Consider the following 3,216-nt stretch of genomic DNA (forward strand, 5'->3'; position numbering starts at 1 on the left):
CCAGTACATCCGTGGTCAAAGGGAAGCAGATACCGATCAGGCTGCCTGCAAGTTGCAAGCGGACATTTTGCCCGACTTCGCGTCACGCTCGAGTTCGAAGCCGATCTTCTGGCCTTCGATGAGCTCGCGCATCCCGGCGCGCTCGACAGCGGAGATATGGACGAACGCGTCAGCGCCGCCATTGTCAGGCTGGATGAAACCGAAACCCTTGGTGGAATTGAACCATTTTACAGTGTCTGTGGTCATGATGAGCCCTTTCAAAGCAAAGTTGATCGATCGCGGAACCGAAGGTCACGCGAGTGGTGAAACCGATGTTCTGAAGAGGGAAGTTCGTTCAAGACGCGGTGCTAACGCGCAATAAGCAAAGCTCAGAAAGCAAAAAATCGATAATCAATAGATAGGTCGTTCACGCTCGAAAGTCAACTTTTAGTTTCCAGCTCGGAAGCGACCATCTCTTTTGGTTGTGCTTCCACCAAGGCATGCGCCATTCAGACCTCTTCTCTACGCGGTAGCTGGATGCCATGTAGGAAGGGCCGACGCAGATCAAAAACGAGGTCCGAGTCCTTTGGGCAGCGCAGCGTTCCCTTTCGGTAGCGACTTTGCGAATGTGCTTGCCTCTCCGGAATATTGAAAATCGGTCCCCAGCTGCAAAGTGCCGTCGAAGACCTTGAAGGTCGGTCCATCCACTTCAACGATCTTGTAACCGTTCACGATCTCGATTTTAGGGGTTTTCCAACCCATAGAAAGCGCTCCACATCAAATGCGACCGACAGACCCACCATCATCTAACATGCCCACTAGAGGATGGCAGAGCATTTCACGCAGCGTCCCGCAAAAGCGCGGTGGGATCAATCGGCAGCAAAAAGGCCCGCTCGAAAGCGGGCCTTGCGTATTTCAAGGAATTCAGGTTCAGGTCTTGTCCACGACGCTCTTGACTGCATCCTTGGCATGGCCCTTGGCCTGTTGCGCATCGCCCTTGGCCTCCTGAGCCGCGCCTTTCGCTTCCATGCTGCGATTGTCGGTGGCATCGCCCACGGCCTGTTTTGCCTTGCCAGCGAGTTCATTGGCCTTGCCGGAAACCTTATCGGATGTCGAACCCATAATCTTATTCTCCTGCTTGACGGTATCGCACGGACTTCAAGTCGCTATCCGGTCAGACGCCGGGTAAGTCCATCTTAGGCCGTTCAACGAACCGCTTGAGTATCAAACTCATCCCATCCGCGATCGTTCCAAGTGGCTGTCGCTTCTGCCATCTGGGGCAACTGTAGCCTACTCTGACACCGCGGAACGAAAGGGCCCCGTGCGGGTTGATCAAACACGGTACAGCTACGTGAGCCGACCAGCCAGCAACTTTCAGCAGACGAGATTATTATAAACCGGCCTCATCGGGACAACCGCGCTGATCGCATTGCCTCGGATGAGGACTTCTCCTGCTCCAAAGAAGGTCAATCCCTATGAGTGAGATCAAACAATTTTCGGGCAGCACCAACGGCGATCGGTGGTCATTGGACACGACTGACGGTGAGACCGTCGTCGTTCACGTGGGCAACGAGCCATCGGGTGGACATCAAACCCGCACGCCTCTTGGGGTCTTTCTTGAACAAAACGTCGGCAAACCCGAACATGCCGCACTCCTCCAGGTCCTTGGACAATCCCACGAGGAAGTCGAACAACAGCTGCACCCAGATAAGACGGAGACGCCCTCGCACAAGACAGCGGTGGAGTATCTGCGGCTCGGTGGTCGGCGTCTCGCGAAGGTTGACGACAATATCGTCAGCGTGCGGGCCTGGGAGGATGACCCGACTGAGGCCGAAGCATTCTGGCAAACGCATGTCGAACCGTTAGATCACGGGAAGCGGCAAGAAATCGCCCTTCATCTGCCTTCCATTAGCGATCGGTGAACAGAACAGGAGAACACCATGTCAGAAGACAAAAAAGATCAAAGGAGTGATGCAAGTGAGAAGTGACCCCGACAACGCCGACGCTGCACGAAACGATCTCGCGAAACAGGCCGAAAGAGGCATCGAGGAGGCCTTACGAGGCGATCAGTCAGAGGGTTCGGATAATCATCCGGAGCAAGACCCTGCAGAAGGTTCTCGGGAGGTGATTGAGCGGGATTTGGCACGAACGGATGATCCTGGCGGTTCCGAAAGTAGCGAGAAGGCAGAAAATGAGGTTGCACGCTCTACCGCAGGCGCCGAAGCCGACAAGCCATCGCCGGGAGATCGCAAGAGATAGCAGCGGGTACACGGGGCAGTAATGAGGAAGCTGCTGACGCAGGTGGACGACGTCGACTTCCCGCGACTGCCTCCTAAGCCGCCACAAGCGTTCGTATAATTGCCACGACGCGGTCGATTTCATAGGGTTTGGGGAGAAAAGGAACGCCTGCGGGCAAGGCCGCAGCGTCGGGGGTGCCCCTGCCCGAGGTAACGATGATGCTGATCGGAGGCCATCGATCCCGGACAAATGCGGCAAGCTTCAGCCCATCCATTGTCCCAGGCATATCAATGTCGGTGAATATGAGCCTGATCTCGGGGTGGCCCTCAATCATGGCGATCGCGCTGTCAGCACTATCGGCTTCAAAAATCTCGAAGCCAGCAAACTGAAGCTCATCTACGATTCCGAGCCGAATGAGGGCCTCGTCTTCGACGACAAGGACGGTTATTTTCTGAGAATGCATGAGCCATGTCTTTGCTGTTGGAGCGGTTTGGCTCTGCTTCAAGCCCTCAGTCTTAGAATGTCCAATACCGTACCAAATAGCCGCAAGCGCCGTTCGTTCCCGTGCACTATCGACAATTGTGAAACTATTTTCCGACCCGCCGTGGCGGCGTTTCGTTTTCTGCCCGGCGTGGCCCATTAGCGTTGCCATAATCGCGCTGTCGCCGCCGTGAGAAATCCGCCTCTTAGCGTATCGCGCATTTATTGGTTTTCTGAAGAGCCATTTTTAGCATCTGTCCGGCGTGGTCAGCGCATCGCTGCTCAGGAGCCTGGCACCAAGCCGTCCTTTTTCACCTTGATGAAGGTCGAACCTTTGGCCCACCTATTTTTCATGAACTGAGAGGCAGGGGATCGGTGCCCTCGCTTAGAATTGCAAGATATCGTCGATAGCTAAACACGCGGCCGCGCTTGCGGCCAGTCACCTCATCAACGATGCCCAATCGCTCCAGATCGGCAAGAGCAGCGTTGACCGTAGGTGCGGACAGGCCTGTAATCTGA

5 protein-coding genes and 1 pseudogene are annotated in these 3,216 nt (G+C 55.3%); 1 reads left to right on the plus strand and 5 read right to left on the minus strand.

Annotated features, from left to right (window positions below; genetic code table 11):
• Positions 1-36: 36 nt before the first annotated feature.
• From GAO09_RS00055 to GAO09_RS00065, 3 genes are all read right to left on the minus strand, one after another.
• Complete coding sequence (locus tag GAO09_RS00055; protein WP_153352044.1) at positions 37-246, minus strand: cold-shock protein; 210 nt, start codon at positions 244-246, stop codon at positions 37-39.
• A gap of 297 nt (positions 247-543) precedes the next feature.
• On the minus strand, positions 544-741 hold the full coding sequence (locus tag GAO09_RS00060) for a hypothetical protein (RefSeq protein ID WP_153352045.1): 198 nt from the start codon (positions 739-741) through the stop codon (positions 544-546).
• Between the two features lie 168 nt (positions 742-909).
• A complete protein-coding gene (locus GAO09_RS00065) occupies positions 910-1,101 on the minus strand; it encodes a CsbD family protein (RefSeq protein WP_153352046.1) in 192 nt (63 codons plus the stop codon).
• 353 nt (positions 1,102-1,454) lie between these two features.
• On the opposite strand from GAO09_RS00065, the gene GAO09_RS29800 reads away from it, so the two are divergent.
• Entirely contained in the window at positions 1,455-1,901 is a 447-nt protein-coding gene (locus GAO09_RS29800; RefSeq protein ID WP_235937869.1) for a hypothetical protein, read from the plus strand.
• A gap of 410 nt (positions 1,902-2,311) precedes the next feature.
• On the opposite strand, the gene GAO09_RS00075 is transcribed toward GAO09_RS29800, so the two are convergent.
• Both GAO09_RS00075 and GAO09_RS29805 read right to left on the minus strand, forming a co-directional pair.
• Entirely contained in the window at positions 2,312-2,869 is a 558-nt protein-coding gene (locus tag GAO09_RS00075; protein WP_324185264.1) for a response regulator, read from the minus strand.
• 178 nt (positions 2,870-3,047) lie between these two features.
• A pseudogene (locus GAO09_RS29805) lies at positions 3,048-3,216 on the minus strand (Fic family protein); the annotation flags it as partial.

The sequence above is a fragment of the Endobacterium cereale genome, from assembly GCF_009617585.1.
In the GTDB taxonomy this organism is placed as follows: domain Bacteria; phylum Pseudomonadota; class Alphaproteobacteria; order Rhizobiales; family Rhizobiaceae; genus Neorhizobium; species Neorhizobium cereale.